Source organism: Streptomyces sp. NPDC001002, assembly GCF_053599215.1.
In genome coordinates, this window is record NZ_JBSFLV010000074.1 from 1 (window position 1) to 17,854 (window position 17,854).

The following is a 17,854-nucleotide window of genomic DNA, read 5'->3' on the forward strand; positions in this document are numbered from 1 at the left end:
GCCCCCCCCTTACACCTCCCCCCCCACACAACCCTTGTTCCCTCCCCCGCGGCTTTCCGTTTTGTAGTCTGGCGGGGGGGGGGGGGGGGGGACGGCATCGGTGAGATGCCGTTCCGCCCGTCCCCTGTCTGCCGCTGTGTGTGGTCGTCGGCCGGGAGTTCAGTCCTGGCGGCAATCGTGGTGGTGGTCCTGGGGGCGGTCCCGGAGGATCCCTTCGACGATCCCCGCCGCCTGTTCCGGGTGCTCCTCGAACCAGGTGCCGAGATGTTCTTGGACGGCTTCCCCGACGCAGGTGCGCACAGGCGTGTTGCTGAGCAATGTCCGCGTGGCGCCGCAGAGTTCGACTTGGTCGAGCTTCACCGAAACCACCGCAGCGAGGTGCGCGCCCACCCGGTCGGCCCCGGGGCCGGGATCAACTGCCGTCAGCAGCTCCCGCTTTCGCGCGTAGGCCGAGACCGCGGCCGTCACACCGTCGTAGAAGCCCTCCACGTGCGTGCCGCCCTCGTGAGTGACGAGGCTGTTGGCGAAACTGTGTACCGGCTTCTGGCGGCTGCGCCAGGCCAGGGCGACCTCCATCGTCCCCGCCATCCGCGGGTCCTCCCGTTCGAAGCCGATGACGTCCGGAGGTGCGCCCAACCCCTCCGCGGTGAGAGCGGCCACGAAGTCCCGTGCACCGTCCGGGAATTGGAACCGCACCGCCCGGGTCCCTCCCACCGGACGTTCGTCGGTCAGTGAGATGTCCAGGCCCCGGTTGAGGAAGGCCACCTGTCGCAGACGCTCCGCCAGTACGGCGAACGAACACTCCGTCGTTCCGAAGATCTCGGTGTCGGGCCAGAAGGCGAGGGTCGTCCCGCTTCCGGTCGCCGGTCCCACGGTCGTGGGTGGCGCGAGAGCGACACCGCGCGCGTACTCCTGGACCCGATGTGTCCCCTCGTGCCGCACCTCGGCCGTCAGTCGGCTCGACAGGGCGTTGACGACGAAGAGCCCCACACCGAGAGGGGCCAGGAACACGACGCGCCGGCCGCTGGACTCGGGCCCGGTGCGCAAGCTGGTCAGCAGGCTTTCGAGGCCCAGTTCACCGGTGACTCCGTCGCCCGGGTCCTCGAAGGGAACTCCGGGCCCGTCATCGGCGACCCGCACCCCGCCGTCGGCCGTGAGCGTGACGTCGATACGGCCGCCTCCCTTGGCCAGTGCTCCGTTCACCGCGTGGCCGACGGCATCGAGCACCATCTGCTGCAGGCCGCGTTCGGTCGTCGACCCCACATACATCCCGGGCCGTTTGCGCACGGCCTCCGGCCCCTCCAAGACCTCGATCCGGGCAGCCTCGTACCCCATGCCATCCCCACTCACGAAAACCCCTCCCATGGCGTCCGGCAGATGTCCCCACCCTAGGAGAAATCCAGGAAAACACCAGGTCAGAGCCCTTTTGGTGAAGCCGCGTGCGAGCAGGTGAGGGCCCGTCAGGGGGAGGCCGGAGCAGGGCGCGGACACCGCCTCCGTGGCCCGTCCGGGAGCCCGCCGAGGCCCCGTACGACCCCGTTCAGGGCGCCGCCGAGGCCTCTATTTTTGCCCAGTACGCGGGTTCGAGTCGTCGCCGATGACGGTGGCGGACGGGCCCGGAGGTGCGTTCTGGGGCTTCGCGTACGTAAGAACAGTCACCGGGCGACCACCCGGCTCGACGCAGGGAGAATTCATGTACGGGGAAGACGCGGCGAAGACCCACTTCGCTCAATGGCTGCTGGGGCACGCTCGGTCGGCCGGGTACGACGTCGAGGCAGCCGGTATGCGCGCGACGCTCCTGATCGTCACGTCGATGGCCTTGTCCGGAGGCCTGGACGCCGCGATCACGGCGAGCATGGCGGCGGGACTCGCCGTCACTCCGCAGGAGTTGACCGACGCCTACACCGACGAGATGCACGAGTTCCTGCGCGCGAGACGGGAGTCCGAACTCGCGGGTCTGCGGTCCCATCCGGACCTGGCCGGCCTGGAGCAGACGCTGGACAGGATCGAGCACGGCGCGTAGGGCTGCGCCGCGGTGTGCTGAACTCCCGGGATGCAGGGGCGACGGCAGGGGTACAGGGTCGCGGGCCGGGATACAACTACTCCGACGATCACCACAACTCGTTCAGGGCGGTACTTGAGATGACGGAACTGACGGTCACGCTCGACCTCGAAGGGGTCACCGACAAGGCGGGCCTGATGGACCGGTGCGCCCGCGCCCTGGCGCTGCCCGACTGGTTCGGCCGCAACTGGGACGCCCTCGCCGACAGCCTCTCCGACCACACGGTGTGGCCCGACGGCGCCGTCGAACAGGGGCTCCTGATCGTCGTACGGAACTGGCGACCGTATGCCGAGGCGCGGCCCGGAGAGTGGCGGACGGCGGTGGACGTCTTCGGTGATGCGGTGGATCGGACGGCGGCGCTTTCGATCGTTCTCGCGCTCGGCGGGGCTTAGTCGGCTCACGCCGGCGTAGCGCTTGGAGGTTCCTCTGAATGCGCCCCTGACCTGCCTGGACGATGCTCCCGGGCAGCGCATTCCGGTTGTCGTGGGACAATGAAGTACGTGCTCTTCCCCCTGGCTGACCTGTCCGGGGACCACCTCTGATCGACTGGGATGTGCAGCACGTGCGTTTCCTCAACGACATCCGGCCCCCGTACGACCTGACCTACGACGACGTCTTCATGGTCCCGAGCCGCAGCGCCGTCGGCTCGCGGCAGGGCGTGGATCTCAGCTCCCCGGACGGGACGGGCACCACGATCCCGCTGGTCGTCGCCAACATGACCGCGATCGCCGGCCGGCGCATGGCCGAGACCGTGGCCCGGCGGGGCGGGCTCGTGGTGATTCCGCAGGACATCCCGATCGAGGTCGTCACCGACGTCGTCTCCTGGGTGAAGAGCCGCCATCTGGTCCTGGACACCCCGATCCGGCTGACCCCGCACCAGACCGTCGCCGACGCGCTCGCCCTGCTGCCCAAGCGGGCGCACAACGCCGGTGTCGTCGTCGACGACAGCGGGCGGCCCGTCGGTGTCGTCACCGACCAGGACCTCACCGGCGTCGACCGCTTCACCCAGATCGGCCTGGTCATGTCCCGTGACCTGCTGCTGCTCGACGCGGACATCGACCCGGGCGAGGCCTTCAACCGGCTCGACGCGGCGAACCGGCGGTACGCGCCGGCGGTCGACAAGGAGGGCCGGCTCGCCGGCATCCTCACCCGCAAGGGCGCCCTGCGCGCCACGCTCTACACACCGGCCACCGACGCGAACGGCAGGCTGCGCATCGCCGCCGCCGTCGGCATCAACGGCGACTTCGTGCAGAAGGCCAAGCAGCTGCTGGACGCCGGCGTCGACACGCTCGTCATCGACACGGCCCACGGCCACCAGGAGTCGATGATCAGCGCGATCAAGCAGGTACGCGCCCTCGACCCGCAGGTCCCGATCGCGGCCGGCAACATCGTCGCCGCGGAAGGGGTCCGGGACCTGATCGAGGCGGGCGCCGACATCATCAAGGTCGGGGTCGGACCGGGCGCGATGTGCACCACCCGGATGATGACCGGCGTCGGCCGGCCGCAGTTCTCCGCTGTGCTGGAGTGTGCGGCCGAGGCGAAGAAGTACGGCAAGCACGTGTGGGCCGACGGCGGTGTCCGGCACCCGCGTGACGTGGCGATGGCGCTGGCCGCCGGGGCGTCGAACGTGATGATCGGCTCCTGGTTCGCGGGCACGTACGAGTCGCCGGGCGACCTCCAGCAGGACGCGAACGGGCGGCTCTACAAGGAGTCGTTCGGCATGGCGTCCGCGCGGGCCGTGCGCAACCGCACCTCGGACGAGTCGGCGTACGACCGGGCCCGCAAGGCGCTGTTCGAGGAGGGCATCTCCACCTCTCGCATGTTCCTCGACCCGGCCCGCCCGGGCGTCGAGGACCTGATCGACTCGATCATCGCGGGCGTCCGCTCCTCCTGCACCTACGCCGGCGCGGGCTCCCTGGAGGAGTTCGCCGAGAAGGCGGTCGTCGGCATCCAGAGCGCGGCCGGGTACGCCGAGGGCAAGCCGCTGCACGCCAGCTGGTGACCCAAGTCCCTTACCGATGGCCCCCGTTCCTCGAATGGCGGGGGCCATCGGTGTGTCCGGACATCAGGTACGTCAAGCCCTCTTGACGTCAAGCCTGCCTGACGCAATCGTGGAACCATGACGACACCGCAGAGCATCGAGCCGCAGCACACCCTGCTCACCGCCGTCGCCCGCCTCGACGACCTGCGCGTCCGCGAGTCCCTGGGACCCGAGGACCTCGAACGGGCCGAGCTGCTCGAACTGCTCGCGCTGAGCGAGGTCGTGGCCCAGAAGGCCGCGTACGGACGGCAGTTGACGGTGCGCGCGGCCCGGGAGGCCGGCGCCTCCTGGTCGCAGATCGGGGCCGCGCTCGGCACCAGCAAGCAGGCCGCGTGGGAGGCGCACACCCGGTGGATCGACACGCAGGAGGCGGCCCACGGGCGGCCCGGGCAGTTGGGGTTCGACGCGGCCGACGCCGCCGAGGCGCGGGCCCTCGCGGGGGAACCGGACGAGCGCTGAGCAGTGGCTGCCCGGGGAGGTGGTGCCGGGGCGGACTTCGGAGTCCGGAGGGCAGCGGCCTCGTGTTCTACTTCGTATACGGCCAGCGCCGCATCACCTGCGGCCGCCGCCGCTCCCGTATTCGCGCCACCCGAGAAGTGAACGACCCACTGTGCTGAACGATCTCGACGAACGCATCGTGCACGCCCTCGCCGAGGACGCCCGTCGCTCCTACGCGGACATCGGGCAGTTGATCGGCCTGTCGGCGCCCGCCGTGAAGCGACGGGTGGACCGGCTGCGGGCCAGCGGCGCCATCACCGGCTTCACCGTGCGGGTGGACCCGGCGGCGCTCGGCTGGGAGACCGAGGGGTTCGTCGAGATCTACTGCCGGTCCAACACCTCGCCGGAGACCATCCAGCGAGGCCTGGAGCGCTACCAGGAGGTCGTGGCCGCGTCGACCGTCACCGGTGACGCGGACGCCGTCGTGCAGGTCTTCGCCTCCGACATGCGGCACTTCGAGCGGGTCCTGGAGCGGATCGCCGGGGAGCCGTTCGTCGAGCGCACCAAGTCGGTGCTGGTGCTGTCACCGCTGCTGCGCCGCTTCTCGTCGGGCTCGCCCACGTAGTCCCGGGAGTATTCCCCGGACGGATCCGCCGACCGTGTCTACCATCGGTGACATGACCTGGCGACATTGATCCACCAGCCGTGCCTCCCGAGGGCCGCCTCGGACGCCGTACCTCCGGCATCCGATCCGTCCCTGCGGGAAGGCCTCATGACACTCTCACCTGCGCGTGTGCCCGTCACCGTCGGCGTTCGCCGGCTCACGGCCACGCTGTACGGCTACGCGTTCCTGGACGACTTCGTCCTGCTCTACCCGGTGTACGCGCTGCTGTTCAGCGACACCGGACTGTCCGTCTGGCAGATCTCGTCCCTCTTCGCCCTCTGGTCGCTCACCGGCGTGTTCCTGGAGGTGCCCTCGGGCGCCTGGGCCGACGCCGTGTCCCGGAAACTGCTGCTGTGGCTCGGCCCGCTGCTCACCGCGGCCGGCTTCGCCCTGTGGGTGCTCACCCCCTCGTACTGGGCCTTCGCCCTCGGCTTCGTGCTGTGGGGCGCGCGCGGAGCGCTGGGTTCCGGCGCGCTGGAGGCGCTTGTCTACGAGGAACTGGAGCGGCTCGGCGCGGCCGACCGGTACGCCCGGATCATGGGCCGCGCCCGGGCGGCGGGCCTGGTCGCCGTGATGGCGTCGATGGGGCTCGCCGGTCCGGTCTTCGCGTGGGGCGGCTACCCGGCGGTGGGCGCGGCGAGCGTGCTGGCCTGCGTGGCGACCGCGGCGACGGCGACGCGGTTCCCGGAGCACCGGGTCATCTCCCCTTCCGGAGGCGGGAGTTGGGCGGCGACCTTGCGCTCCGGGCTCGCCGAGGTCCGCAAGGACCGCTCGCTGCGCGGGGCGTTGCTGCTCATCCCCGCGGTGGGTGCCGTCTGGGGCGCCCTCGACGAGTACACGCCCCTGCTGGTGCGCGACACCGGCGTCGCGGAGACGACGGTGCCGTATCTGCTGCTGCTGATCTGGACCGGCGCCACGGCCGGGAGTCTGCTCGCCGGACCCTTCGAGCGGCTGGGTACGACGGGGCTCGCGGCGCTGCTCGCGGGCGCCGGAATCGCCCTGGCCGCGGGGGCGCTGACGCGGACGACGGTCGGTCTCGGCCTGGTGGCGGTGGCCTTCGGCGGCTTCCAGCTGGCGACCGTGCTGGCCGACGTCCGGCTCCAGCAGCGCATCGACGACGACACCGGACGGGCCACGCTGACCTCGGTCGCGAGCCTGGGCACCGAACTGGGCACGGTGGCCGTCTACGCCGGGTACGCGACGATCGCCACCGGCGCCTCCAACGGCACCGCTTTCGCGGTGTTCGCGGTGCCGTATCTCGTGACGGCGTCGGTGCTGGCGGTCGGTCGATCGGCGCGGTCGTCGCGGTCCAGGCGGAGTGACCCGTAGCTTGTGCCACGTTTCACTACCGGCGAGTAGGAACAGTCGGTAACGTCGTCCGCAAAGAATTCCGCACCTCACGGGCAACGATTTCCGTACCTCACGGGCGGCCACCGGCGCTGGTGCTGCCGCCCGAAGGGGTGTTGGCTGAGGGCGAGGACGGCACGTCTCGGCCTCCCCGCGTGGCCCCAGCGGCCCCGCGCGAGGAGAACCCCGAGGAGACACGCGCCGTCCTCGGGGCCTTCCGACGGGGTCTCGCCCGAGGCCGCCGAGGCTTGCCCTGGACTCCGACCCCACGTGGCGAACCGACAACGAGAAAGGCAAGGACCCCGCCGATGCCCCGTGACCGGAGCCCCGAATCTTCCCTCAGCCTCGCCACGCCCGCCGACACCCCGGGCACCGGCCTCGGCTGGCTGCTCGACGATCTCGTCGCCCGGACCGGACAGGTCCGCCAGGCCGTGCTGCTCACCGCCGACGGCCTGCCCCTCAGCGCCTCTGACGGCATGCGCGCCCGGGACATCGAGCACCTCGCCGCCATCTGCGCCGGCTTCCACGGCCTGGCCGGTTCGGCGGGGGAGCGGTTCGGGGCGGGGCAGATCCGGCAGACCATGGTGATGCTCGACGACGCGTACCTCTTCATCACCCCGGCCGGCGACGGCAGCCGGCTTGCCGTGCTGAGCGAGGCGCAGACGGACGTCGGTCAACTCGCCCACGAGCTGGGCCTCCTGGTCCGCCGCGTGGGCCGGCACCTGGCCGCCGCCGTACGGTCGGCCGAGGCCCCGGCAGGCCCGTGACCCGACGGTGAGAGACGAGCACTGGTACGAGGGCGAGACAGGGGCGCTGGTACGCCCCTACACCGTCACCGGGGGCCGCACCCGCCCCTCCGACCGGCATCACATCGACCTGATGTCGCAGGTCACCGGGCTGCCCCCGGTCGGCACGGCCCCTGGCCTCGACCACGCCGGCGCCTGCCTGCTGGCCCTGCTCCAGCGCGGCCCGCGGCCCGTCGTGGAACTCGCCGCGGACGCCGACCTGCCGCTGACCGTCGTACGCGTCCTGCTCGGCGATCTGGCCGAGGCCGGTCTCGTACGGATCGACCCGCCGCGGCCGGCGTCTACGGTGCTGCCGGCCGCCGACCCCGAGCTGCTGCGGGAGATCGTGGAGCGGTTGCGGGAGATCTAGCGGTCCGAACGCGGGGCTTCCGAGAGCTTCAGGGCCCTGCGTCTGCCTCAGGACCCCGGGGCTAGAAGTTCGGCTCCCACGGCACCACCGTGAAGTCGCCCGTGCCCTGCTTCACCTTCTCGAAGGGGGCCGAACTGATGCACTTGGGCAGGTCCTTGGGGCCCAGGTCCTCGGTGGTGGCCCAGCTGTAGCCGAGCCGGTCGCGCCGGCCGAGGTCGTGGACCGTGACGCCGACCCGGGTGCCCTTGGCGCCGGGGAGGTCGGAGTCGGTGACGATGCCGGAGACGACGGCCACCTTGCCGCCGGTGACCAGGCAGTCGACCTTGGCCTTCGCCCAGGCGCCGTCGCCGTTCAGATAGTGGCTCCACTCGAAGGTGCCGGTGGCCTTCATCGGGTCGGCGTTGTCCTTCGCCGCGAGGTGGGCGTCGAAGGAGAAGGTGATGTCGTCGCCGAGCGAGCGGTAGAGCTTCGCGGTACCGGTGAGGGCGGCGGCCTCGCGCTGCGGCCTGCCCTCGGCGCCCGACGCGACGGCGGATCCCGCCGCCACGGCGGAACCCGTCAGACCGGCGGTGAGCAGGAGCGCGACCCCGAGCACGGCGACCTTCGTACGACGCTGCATGACGGACCTTTCTGCAGGTGAAGCGGACGGTCACCACTCTCCCGGCGCCGCCTCGCCGCCACATCACGCGCGAGTAGGCACCCCGCCTCCGCCGTCCGGCGGGGAACCGGCCGTGACCTGCGCCTCAAGGAGGACCGGGGGTCACTCCGAGGTCGCGCAACGAATCACCGCCGGACGGGTGGCCCGCGCAACGAACCGCTCACCGGCGCGCAACGGCTCCTTCTTGTCGGGCCGCCACCCGCGCCCGTACCGTCTAAGTGGGTCCCATAGGTGGCCCTTCCATCTTTTCCGGCACTCCGCCCCTCTCGTCCTGGTGAGGAACACGCATGCGCACCGCCCTGCTCCAGAGCTCCGGCCGCCCCGGCTCGATCGTCGAGAACCTCAAGGTCCTCGACGAGGCCGCGGGCCGGGCCGCCGCCGCGGGTGCGGAGCTGCTCACCGCGCCGGAGATGTTCCTCACCGGGTACGCGATCGGCGACGACATCGGCCGCCTCGCCGAGCCCGCCGACGGGGACTCGGCCGACGCGATCGCCGAGATCACCGGCCGGCACGGCCTCGCGATCGCCTACGGCTACCCCGAGCGGGACGGCGAGGCCGTCTTCAACTCCGCCCAGCTGATCTCCGCCGACGGCACCCGCCTCGCCAACTACCGCAAGACCCACCTCTTCGGCTGCTTCGAGCGCGACCACTTCACACCGGGCGAACAGCCGGTCGTCCAGGCCGATTTGGGCGGGCTGACCGTCGGGCTGATGATCTGCTACGACGTCGAGTTCCCGGAGCCCGTCCGCGCCCACGCCCTCGCCGGCACCGACCTGCTGCTCGTCCCGACGGCGAACATGCACCCGTTCCAGTTCGTCGCCGAGTCGATGATCCCGGTGCGGGCCTGGGAGAACCAGATGTACGTGGCGTACGTCAACCGGATCGGTCAGGAAGGGGAGTTCGACTTCTTCGGCCTCTCCGCGCTGGCCGGTCCCGACGGAGTCGCCCGCGCCCGGGCGGGCCGCGGCGAGGAGCTGACCTTCGCCGACGTCGACACCGCCCTCCTCAACGCCTCCCGCGAGGCGAACCCGTACCTGACGGACCGCCGCCCCGGTCTCTACGGGTCGCTGGCCTGAGGCTCGGGCCTCCCCCTCAACCTCCCTTCACCTTCAGTCTTTTCCAGTCTTTTCGCGCAAGGAGTCCCCACCCCATGACGTCCACGGTGCCCAACGCCGTCGAGCACGCCGACGAGCAGCAGCTGCCGCCGATCACCATGTTCGGGCCGGACTTCCCCTACGCCTACGACGACTTCCTGGCCCACCCGGCGGGCCTCGGCCAGATACCGGCGACCGAGCACGGCACCGAAGTCGCCGTCATCGGCGGCGGGTTGTCCGGCATCGTGGCCGCGTACGAGCTGATGAAGATGGGCCTCAAGCCCGTCGTCTACGAGGCCGATCAGATCGGCGGCCGGCTGCGCACCGTCGGCTTCGACGGCCCCGGCACCGAGGAACTGACCGCCGAGATGGGCGCGATGCGCTTCCCGCCCTCCTCCACCGCCCTCCAGCACTACATCGACCTGGTGGGCCTGGAGACCCGGCCGTTCCCCAACCCCCTTGCGGAGGCGACCCCTTCGACCGTCGTCGACCTCAAGGGCGAGTCGCACTACGCCGAGACGGTCGCCGATCTGCCCCAGGTCTACCGCGATGTCGCCGAGGCCTGGAACAAGTGCCTCGAAGAGGGCGCCGACTTCTCCGACATGAACCGTGCCCTGCGCGAGCGGGACGTGCCGCGCATCCGCGAGATCTGGGCCAAGCTGGTCGAACGGCTCGACAACCAGACCTTCTACGGCTTCCTCTGCGACTCCGAGTCCTTCAAGTCCTTCCGGCACCGCGAGATCTTCGGCCAGGTCGGCTTCGGCACCGGCGGCTGGGACACCGACTTCCCCAACTCCATCCTGGAGATCCTGCGGGTCGTCTACACCGAGGCCGACGACCACCACCGCGGCATCGTCGGCGGCTCCCAGCAACTGCCGGTCCGGCTCTGGGAACGCGAGCCGCAGAAGATCGTTCACTGGCCCTACGGCACCTCGCTGGCGTCCCTGCACGTGAACGGCGAACCCCGCCCCGCCGTGACCCGGCTGCACCGCAGCGCCGGCAACCGGATCACGGTGACGGACGCGAACGGCGACATCCGCACCTACCAGGCGGCGATCTTCACCGCCCAGTCCTGGATGCTGCTCTCGAAGATCGCCTGCGACGACTCCCTCTTCCCGATCGACCACTGGACGGCGATCGAGCGCACCCACTACATGGAGAGCTCGAAGCTGTTCGTCCCCGTGGACCGGCCGTTCTGGCTGGACAAGGACGAGGAGACGGGGCGGGACGTCATGTCGATGACCCTCACCGACCGTATGACACGCGGGACTTACCTCCTGGACGACGGTCCGGACAAGCCCGCCGTCATCTGCCTCTCGTACACCTGGTGCGACGACAGCCTCAAGTGGCTGCCGCTGTCGGCCAACGAGCGGATGGAGGTCATGCTGAAGTCGCTCGGCGAGATCTATCCGAAGGTCGACATCAGGAAGCACGTCATCGGCAACCCGGTGACCGTCTCCTGGGAGAACGAGCCTTATTTCATGGGCGCGTTCAAGGCCAACCTGCCCGGCCACTACCGCTATCAGAGGCGCCTGTTCACGCACTTCATGCAGGACCGGCTGCCCGCGGACAAGCGGGGCATCTTCCTGGCCGGCGACGACATCTCCTGGACGGCCGGCTGGGCCGAGGGCGCGATCCAGACCGCGCTCAACGCGGTGTGGGGCGTCATGCACCACTTCGGCGGCGAGACGGACGGGACGAACCCGGGTCCGGGTGACGTGTACGACGAGATCGCGCCGGTGGAGCTGCCGGAGGACTGAACGGGGAGTTCGGCGCTGAGGGCCCGGCGGCTGTCGGGCCTCAGTCGGGCAGTGGCGTGAGCATCATGCGGCCCGCGAAGCCCACCGCCGCGTCCAGCCGCTCGGTGAACTCCTCGGCCACATCGGGCAGTCCGCGCAGCGCCCAGAGGGCCCGCGCCGCCGTCCAGGTGGCGTCCCGGGCGCGGTCCAGACTCCAGGAGCCGAGCAGGTGGGTGAGCGGGTCGGCGATCTGGAAGAGGTCGGGGCCCGGCATCAGATCTTCGCGGATGCGCTCCTCCAGCGAGACGAGGAGGTCACCCACGCGGTCGAACTCGTCCTCCACCTCGGCGGGTTCGCAGTCGAGGCTACGACACGTGTCCACCACGGCGAGCGCCAGATCGTGGCCGATGTGCGCATTGATGCCCGCGAGGGCGAACTGCAGCGGACGTACGCCGGGATGCCGGCGGAGCTGGAACAGCGGGCGCCAACAGGCGGGCGGGCGCCGGTCGTCCGTCGCCGCCTCCACGGCCGCCAGGTACCGCTCCGCGAACCGCACGTCCAGCGTGATCGCGGCCCGCGCGTCCGTGAAGGCCCCGGCGTCGATCCGCCGGTCGACCGCCTCCGTCACGGCGAGGTAGACGCGGTTGAAGACCGCGATCCCGTCCCGCTCCGGCAGAGCCGCGTCCAGGGCGCGCATACGCGAGACGACGACGTCCACAGGTGTGGTGATCTGTTCCAATTGCGGCATAGGGGAAGGGTCCCAGTCATACGCTGACCGAAGTGCCGGCGGGACCGACGCTTCCCCAGAACGGGGGAACGCACCCGCCGTGGGGGAGGGGACACACCACCGTGTCAGGCTTGCGTGCCCAGCGGCTGGCCGAGCGCAGGGCCGAGCGCCGCCGCGCCACCCGGCGCTCCGCGATGCTCGCGGTCGCCTCCGCCGTGGTCGCCGTCGGCACCGCGACCGGCATGCTGTCCGCCCTCGACGGCGGACGCGGCACGGACCGGGCCGGATCCGAGGTGAGCGGCTCACCGAGGGTGGAGCGGCTGCCCGTGGTGCCGTCCCCGTCCGCGACCGGCACCAAGGCCTCACCCTCGCCCTCGTCCAAGAAAGCGGGCCCGTCCGCGAGTTCCTCCCCGAAGAAGGCGAAGAAGGAGCCGACCGCCCCCGTGACCGAGGGTCTCTACCGCCACCCCGAGTCCCAGGTCCTGGACTGGGTGCGCGCCAACCCCTCGGACCCGCGCACACCGGTCATCGAGTCGCGCATCGCCGACCGGCCGGCCGCGGTCTGGTTCACCGATTACTCGCTGGACACCATCGCCGCCCGGGTTCGCGCGGTCACCTCGGGCGCCGCCGGGCAGGACCGGGTGCCGGTCCTCGTGTCGTACGCGATTCCGGACCGCGACTGCGGCGGCGCCTCCCAGGGCGGGGCGCCCGACCTCGACGCGTACGACGCCTGGATCGACGCCTTCGCGCGGGGGCTGGGCTCCGCCGAGGTCATCGTCGTCCTGGAGCCGGACTCCATAGCCCAGGCAGACTGCCTCGGCGCCGGTCAACGGGCCGACCGCTTCGCCTCGTTGGCCCGGGCAGGCCGCGTCCTCAAGGCGGCCGACCCCCAGGCGCGGGTCTACTTCGACGCAGGGCACTCCGGCTGGAACCCGGCGAGCAAGCAGGCCGAACTGCTCCGCCAGGCGGGCGCCGCCTCGGCCGCCTCCTCCGACGGCGTCTTCAGCAACGTCTCCAACTTCCACACCACGTCGAACGAGATCGCCTACGACCGACAGGTCCTCGCCGCGCTGGGCGGCCCCGCGAGTCTGGGTGCCGTCATCGACACCAGCCGCAACGGCAACGGCGCCCCGAAGGAAGGCGAGTGGTGCGACCCGGCGGGCCGCAAGATCGGCCGCGCGCCGACGCTCAGCACCGGCGAGGCCCGGATCGACGCCTATCTCTGGGTGAAGCTGCCGGGGGAGTCGGACGGCTGCAAGGGCAGCCCCGGGACGTTCAGTCCGTCGTACGCGTACGACTTGGCGTCGTCGTAGCAGACACTCTCTCGGCGGATCACGGTTCAGGTCGACATCTTCCGTCTCCGTACATGAATGCTGTCCGGACCATTGCCACAGGTATGGCCTAGTCCTACGCTCGCACGGTCCTACTCATGAACTCTGTTCACATGTCTGACCGCATGTTCGACGGATCGGAGTGCTAGATGAGCGGAAGATCCCGTGCGGCTGTCGTGCTGGCCGCTGTGGTGACCCTCGCAGCCGTGCTCGTCCCCTCCGCACAAGCCACCCACGCCACTGCCAAGACCCCCGACACCGCCGTACTCGACGGCGCCCGCCTCCAGCAGACCAAGCACCGCCTGGACCGCGGCGACGCCCAACTGCGCCGCTCCGTGCGGAACTTGACGGCCCGCGCCGACAACTGGCTGAACCAGGGCCCCTGGACGGTCGTCGACAAGCCGAAACCCGCCCCCGGCGGGGACGTTCACGACTATCTGAGCCAGGCTCCCTACTGGTGGCCGTCGACGACCCCCACCGCCGACAACCCCTGGGGCTGCCCCTACGTCCAGCGCGACGGACAGCGCAACCCCGAGGTCGACACCGGCACCGACCGCCAGGACGTCGAGAAGGTCTTCGACTCGACGTACGACCTCGCGCTCGCCTGGTACTACACGGGCGAGAAGAAGTATGCGACGAAGGCCGGACAGGTGCTGCGCACCTGGTTCCTGAACCCCGCCACGAAGATGAACCCCAATCTGAACCACGCCCAGTTCATCCCCTGCAAGTACGACGGCCGGGCGATCGGGATCATCGACTTCTCGCAGTCGTACACCAGCGTCGTCGACGCGCTCGCGCTGCTCGCCACCGGCGCCCCCGGCTGGACGAAGGCCGACCGCACCGGAATGACCCGCTGGAACTCCGACTTCCTCGACTGGCTGGTCGACAGCGACTTCGGCAAGCAGGAGGGCGCCGCGGCCAACAACCACGGCACCTTCTACGACATGCAGGTCGCCGCCCTCGCCTACGCCACCGGCGACACGGGCCTGGCCCGGCGGACCGTACGCGATGCCGCCACCAAGCGCCTCGACCCGCAGATCGCGGGCGACGGGAGTCAGCCGCAGGAGCTGGCGCGGACGCGCAGTTGGCACTACTCGACTTTCGACCTGGTCGCGTACACCCGGCTCGCCGCCATCGGACGGCATGTCGGCGTGAACCTGTGGGCGCATCAAGGGCCGGACGGGCAGAGCCTGTTCAAGGCGGTCGACTATCTGCTGTCGGCCGCGACCGGAGCCGTTGCGTGGCCGCATCCGGAGCTGGAGTTCTACCGCTTCGCGGCCAGTGACGTGGTCCACGCGGCGGCGGACGCGGGCGACAAGGCCGCGCAGAAGGCCGTGCCGAAGCTGGAGGCACCGCCCGGCGGCGACCTCTGGGCGCTGCGCCCGGCCGCCGAGCAGCTGGACTCGATAGCCGGCTGACCGGAGCCTGCCGGGTTCAGTGGGCTGACCTGGCCCTTCCCGACAGGGGCTCCTGAGCGTCCGCTTAGGATGGAGTGTCCCCACCGCTTCATCCGTGACGCCCAGGAGCCCCGCCGTGACCGCCGAAGCCTCGACCGCCCCCGCCCTGTCGCACGGCCGGCTCACCCCCGTCACCGTCCACTTCGACGACCTGGACGCCCTCGGTCTGCTGCACAACGCCCGCTATCCGCTGCTGGTCGAGCGGGCCTGGGGCGAGTTCCTGGAGGAGCACGGCTTCCGCTTCGCGGGCGACTGGGTGGCGGCCGGTGACGCCTGCAACGCGGTGAAGGAGTTCCGGATCAGCTACGAGGCACCGGTCACCCGGCCGGGCACGTACGCCGTCCATCTGTGGCTGGACCGGCTCGGCACCACAGGACTGACCTACGGCTTCCGCCTCTGCTCGGCGGACGGCTCGGTGACCTACGCGCACGGCACCCGGGTGCTCGTCCGTCTCGACCCGGTCACCATGCGCCCGGTGCCGTGGAGCGAGGACTTCAGGGCCGCGGGTCGGGCACTGCTGCGCTCGGCCGACTGACCTTCGGCCGGTCCCGGTCGCCGGCCCGCAGCACCCCCGCGAACACGACGAGCCCGCTCGCCAGCACCGACACCAGCACGAACGACACCACCAGGCTCGACGCCTGCGCCACCCCGCCGATCAGACTGGGGGCGATCAGACCCGAGGTGTACGTGATGGTCGCGACGCCCGCGATGGCCTGACTGGGGTTCGGGCCGCTGCGCCCGGCCGCCGCGAAGCACAGCGGTACGACCACGGCGATGCCGAGGCCCATCAGCGCGAAGCCGGTCATCGCCACCGCCGGATGCCCCGCGACCACCACGAGCAGGCCGCCCGCCGCCGCGAGGAAGCCGCCGGTGCGGACCGTGCGGACCGAGCCGAAGCGGTTGACCACCGCGTCGCCCACCAGCCGGGCCACGGCCATGGTGAGCATGAAGCCGGTCGTGCAGGCCGCCGCCAGACCCGCCGAGGAGTCCAGTTGGTCACGGAGATACACCGCCGACCAGTCCAGGCTCGCGCCCTCCGCGAACACCGCGCAGAACCCGACGGCACCGATCAGCAGCGCCGACTTCGGCGGCAGCGCGAACCTCGGCGGCGGCTCCTCGTCCTCGGCCGGCTGAAGGTCGAGCACCCAGCGGCAGAACAGCATGCCGAGCGCGGTGAGCGTGGCCGCCGCCAGCGCGAAGTGCACGCGCGCGTCCGCATCCAGGTGCGCGGCGAGGGTGCCGCCCGCCGAGCCGATCAGAGCGCCGGCGCTCCACATGCCGTGCAGCCCGGACAGGATCGACTTGCCGAGCAGCGCCTCGATCTCCACGCCGAGCGCGTTCATGGCGACATCGGCCATGCCCGCGCTCGCGCCGTACACGAACATCGCCAGGCACAGCGTGTACAGGTTCGGGGCGAGCGAGGGCAGGATCAGCGACAGGGTCCACAGGGCGAGCAGCCCGCGCAGCGCCGTACGGCTGCCGAAGCGGTGGCTGATGCGGCCCGCCAGCGGCATCGAGCAGGAGGCGCCGAACGCCGTGAAGGCGAGCGCGAAGCCCAGCTGGCCCGCGCTGAGGTGGGCGTGCTCCTGGATCCACGGCACACGGGTCGCGAACGAGCCGGTCACGGCGCCGTGCACGGCGAACACGGCGGCCACCGCGTACCGGGCCCGCCTCACCTCGTGCGAGTCGTATGCCACGTCGCTCATTCTCCGGCCCCTCCCAGGATCTCCACGGCTCCCCACCTGCGCCGCGTAAACTATCAGGAACCCTGCCTGATAGATAGGGCAATAATGGCCGCACGGGTACGAGGGCCGAGCAGCACGGGCACGAAGCCGAGTACCCGTCCCTGGCGCCGTACGGCACCGCCGATCTGGAAGGATCTCGGCATGCCCGCATCACCGAGCACCGCCCGGGCCATCAACGACCGGGTCGCCCTGCAACTGCTCCAGCAGGAGGGCCCATTGACGGCCGGGCAGCTGAAGCAGCTGACCGGGCTGTCGCGCCCGACGGTCGCCGACCTCGTCGAGCGGCTCACCGCCTCCGGACTGATCACCGTGGTCGGCGAGGCGGGCGAACAGCGCCGCGGGCCGAACGCGAAGCTGTACGGGATCGTGGCCGACCGGGCCCAGTTGGCCGCCCTGGACGTCCGTACCGAGGGCGTCTGGGTGGTCGTATCGGACCTGGTCGGCCAGGTCCTCGCCGAGGCGTCCGTACCGATCGGCGACGACACCGGGACCGGCCCCGCTGTGGAACAGGCGGTCGCCCTGGTCGAGCGGGTGGTGAAGGAGGCCGGCGCCGACCGGCTGCACACCGTCGGCATCGGCGCCCCCGGCCTGATCGACCCGGTCACCGGCGAACTCCGTGACTCCTCGGGCCTGCCCGCCTGGCACCGGCGCCTGGCCACCGCCCTCCAGGAACGGCTCCCCGAGGCCCGCGTCAGCGTCGAGAACGAGACCAACCTCGCCGCCCTCGCCGAGCAGCGCGACGGAGCGGCCCAGGACCGTGACACGTTCGTCCTGCTCTGGCTCGGTCACGGCACGGGCGCGGCGGTCGTCCTGGACGGCACCCTGCGTCGCGGCGCCTCCGGTGGCACGGGCGAGATCGGCTTCCTTCCGGTGCCGGGGACGTCGGGACTGCCGTCCGCAACGGACTGCGAGGGCGGCTTCCACACACTGGCGGGGTCGTCGGCGATCGCCGAACTGGCCCAGGAGTACGGGGTGGTGGCGGAGTCGGGCCCGTACGAGCCGGTCGCGGCTGGGCTCGTACGGGCTGCTGTGACCGGTCGCGGTGCCGACGCCGACCGCTTCCTCGACGCGCTCGCCGACCGGGTCGCCGTCGGCGTCGCCTCGGTCGTCGCGATCCTCGACCCCGGTTGCGTGGTGCTCGGCGGCGAGGTCGGACAGGCCGGGGGAGCGGAGCTGGCGGGGCGGGTGGAGGCGCGGCTGCGCCGGATGTCACCGCTGCCGACGGAGGTGCGGGCCGGTGCGCTGGGCGGCGGGGCGGTGCTGCGCGGGGCGCTGCTGACGGCGCGCGACCGGGCGCAGGAGGAGTTGTTCGCGCCGAGGCGGTGAGCTGCGCGCGCTCTCGATCGGCCGCTTGCCGCTCGCTGCGGCATGCGTTGGGTGGCCCGGCGACGGGCAA

At 71.2% G+C, this 17,854-nt stretch carries 18 protein-coding genes; 14 read left to right on the plus strand and 4 right to left on the minus strand.

The features are described from left to right. Positions 1-159 precede the first annotated feature (159 nt). Positions 160-1,335 carry an ATP-binding protein gene (locus ACWDR3_RS29130; protein ID WP_450355550.1) on the minus strand — a complete coding sequence of 392 codons (1,176 nt, stop codon included), beginning with the start codon at positions 1,333-1,335 and terminating at the stop codon, positions 160-162. A gap of 358 nt (positions 1,336-1,693) precedes the next feature. On the opposite strand from ACWDR3_RS29130, the gene ACWDR3_RS29135 reads away from it, so the two are divergent. From ACWDR3_RS29135 to ACWDR3_RS29170, 8 genes are all read left to right on the plus strand, one after another. Next, entirely contained in the window at positions 1,694-2,023 is a 330-nt protein-coding gene (locus ACWDR3_RS29135) for a hypothetical protein (RefSeq protein ID WP_450355551.1), read from the plus strand. Positions 2,024-2,142: 119 nt separating this feature from the next. Further along, positions 2,143-2,454, plus strand: coding sequence for a barstar family protein (locus tag ACWDR3_RS29140; RefSeq protein WP_450355552.1), 312 nt, complete (start codon positions 2,143-2,145; stop codon positions 2,452-2,454). 170 nt (positions 2,455-2,624) lie between these two features. Then, complete coding sequence (locus ACWDR3_RS29145; protein WP_450355587.1) at positions 2,625-4,064, plus strand: GuaB1 family IMP dehydrogenase-related protein; 1,440 nt, start codon at positions 2,625-2,627, stop codon at positions 4,062-4,064. A gap of 117 nt (positions 4,065-4,181) precedes the next feature. After that, positions 4,182-4,562, plus strand: a complete 381-nt coding sequence (locus ACWDR3_RS29150) for a hypothetical protein (protein WP_450355553.1) — start codon at positions 4,182-4,184, stop codon at positions 4,560-4,562. A gap of 151 nt (positions 4,563-4,713) precedes the next feature. Then, positions 4,714-5,166, plus strand: coding sequence for an Lrp/AsnC family transcriptional regulator (locus ACWDR3_RS29155; RefSeq protein WP_401725368.1), 453 nt, complete (start codon positions 4,714-4,716; stop codon positions 5,164-5,166). 147 nt (positions 5,167-5,313) lie between these two features. Continuing rightward, entirely contained in the window at positions 5,314-6,534 is a 1,221-nt protein-coding gene (locus ACWDR3_RS29160; protein WP_450355554.1) for an MFS transporter, read from the plus strand. Positions 6,535-6,860: 326 nt separating this feature from the next. Then, positions 6,861-7,319: a roadblock/LC7 domain-containing protein gene (locus ACWDR3_RS29165; protein WP_450355555.1), complete on the plus strand. Its 459-nt coding sequence runs from the start codon at positions 6,861-6,863 to the stop codon at positions 7,317-7,319. 7 nt (positions 7,320-7,326) lie between these two features. Further along, positions 7,327-7,707 (plus strand): DUF742 domain-containing protein, encoded by a 381-nt coding sequence (locus tag ACWDR3_RS29170; protein WP_450355556.1) that lies wholly within the window; start codon positions 7,327-7,329, stop codon positions 7,705-7,707. Between the two features lie 61 nt (positions 7,708-7,768). Here the strand turns inward: ACWDR3_RS29170 and ACWDR3_RS29175 are convergent, their stop codons facing one another. Further along, positions 7,769-8,326 (minus strand): Repetin, encoded by a 558-nt coding sequence (locus ACWDR3_RS29175; RefSeq protein WP_450355557.1) that lies wholly within the window; start codon positions 8,324-8,326, stop codon positions 7,769-7,771. A gap of 326 nt (positions 8,327-8,652) precedes the next feature. Here ACWDR3_RS29175 and ACWDR3_RS29180 point away from each other — a divergent pair, with 326 nt between their 5' ends. Together ACWDR3_RS29180 and ACWDR3_RS29185 are read left to right on the plus strand one after the other, a co-directional pair. Continuing rightward, a complete protein-coding gene (locus ACWDR3_RS29180; protein WP_450355558.1) occupies positions 8,653-9,441 on the plus strand; it encodes a carbon-nitrogen hydrolase family protein in 789 nt (262 codons plus the stop codon). Positions 9,442-9,515: 74 nt separating this feature from the next. After that, positions 9,516-11,219, plus strand: a complete 1,704-nt coding sequence (locus ACWDR3_RS29185) for a flavin monoamine oxidase family protein (protein WP_450355559.1) — start codon at positions 9,516-9,518, stop codon at positions 11,217-11,219. Positions 11,220-11,259: 40 nt separating this feature from the next. On the opposite strand, the gene ACWDR3_RS29190 is transcribed toward ACWDR3_RS29185, so the two are convergent. After that, a complete protein-coding gene (locus tag ACWDR3_RS29190; RefSeq protein WP_450355560.1) occupies positions 11,260-11,946 on the minus strand; it encodes a DUF5995 family protein in 687 nt (228 codons plus the stop codon). Between the two features lie 173 nt (positions 11,947-12,119). On the opposite strand from ACWDR3_RS29190, the gene ACWDR3_RS29195 reads away from it, so the two are divergent. From ACWDR3_RS29195 to ACWDR3_RS29205, 3 genes are all read left to right on the plus strand, one after another. Further along, positions 12,120-13,238 (plus strand): glycoside hydrolase family 6 protein, encoded by a 1,119-nt coding sequence (locus ACWDR3_RS29195; protein WP_450355588.1) that lies wholly within the window; start codon positions 12,120-12,122, stop codon positions 13,236-13,238. Between the two features lie 167 nt (positions 13,239-13,405). Beyond that, positions 13,406-14,674: an alginate lyase family protein gene (locus ACWDR3_RS29200; RefSeq protein ID WP_450355561.1), complete on the plus strand. Its 1,269-nt coding sequence runs from the start codon at positions 13,406-13,408 to the stop codon at positions 14,672-14,674. Between the two features lie 115 nt (positions 14,675-14,789). Then, positions 14,790-15,248, plus strand: a complete 459-nt coding sequence (locus ACWDR3_RS29205) for an acyl-CoA thioesterase (protein ID WP_450355562.1) — start codon at positions 14,790-14,792, stop codon at positions 15,246-15,248. Here ACWDR3_RS29205 and ACWDR3_RS29210 read toward each other — a convergent pair. Next, entirely contained in the window at positions 15,208-16,419 is a 1,212-nt protein-coding gene (locus tag ACWDR3_RS29210) for an MFS transporter (RefSeq protein ID WP_450355563.1), read from the minus strand. The two genes, ACWDR3_RS29205 and ACWDR3_RS29210, sit on opposite strands and share 41 nt — an antisense overlap. Before the next feature lie 180 nt (positions 16,420-16,599). Between ACWDR3_RS29210 and ACWDR3_RS29215 the strand changes: the two genes are divergently transcribed. After that, complete coding sequence (locus ACWDR3_RS29215; protein ID WP_450355564.1) at positions 16,600-17,784, plus strand: ROK family transcriptional regulator; 1,185 nt, start codon at positions 16,600-16,602, stop codon at positions 17,782-17,784. Positions 17,785-17,854 lie beyond the last annotated feature (70 nt).